At 56.3% G+C, this 263-nt stretch carries 1 pseudogene; it reads right to left on the bottom strand.

Annotated elements, in window-relative coordinates:
• Nucleotides 1-263, bottom strand: a pseudogene (locus AF337_RS15630) (DeoR/GlpR transcriptional regulator); the annotation flags it as partial.

The raw sequence follows: 263 nt of genomic DNA, 5'->3' as shown, positions 1-263 counted from the left end.
AGTGCACGCCGTTCGAACTTGGTATGATCGGCAAGCAGGATGCGTTTTACGGAACAGTCGAACATGGCGCGCTTGGTATCGACTGTTTCAGGGGACTGGTGCAGCACCGTGCCATCGCTGATCGCCGACATCGAGATGAACGCGACATCTGCCCTGAGTGCCTTGATCTCGTTGATGGTGATGCGACCCATGAAGGCATTGCACCAATTGTAATATTGGCCGCCGAGGGCGAGCAGCGTCACGTCGTGCACGCCCTGTCTATT

The organism is Rhizobium ecuadorense (assembly GCF_001187535.1).
Classification (GTDB): domain Bacteria; phylum Pseudomonadota; class Alphaproteobacteria; order Rhizobiales; family Rhizobiaceae; genus Rhizobium; species Rhizobium ecuadorense.
The sequence above is the reverse complement of the archived record's forward strand: the minus strand, read 5'-3'. Positions and strand labels throughout refer to the sequence as shown.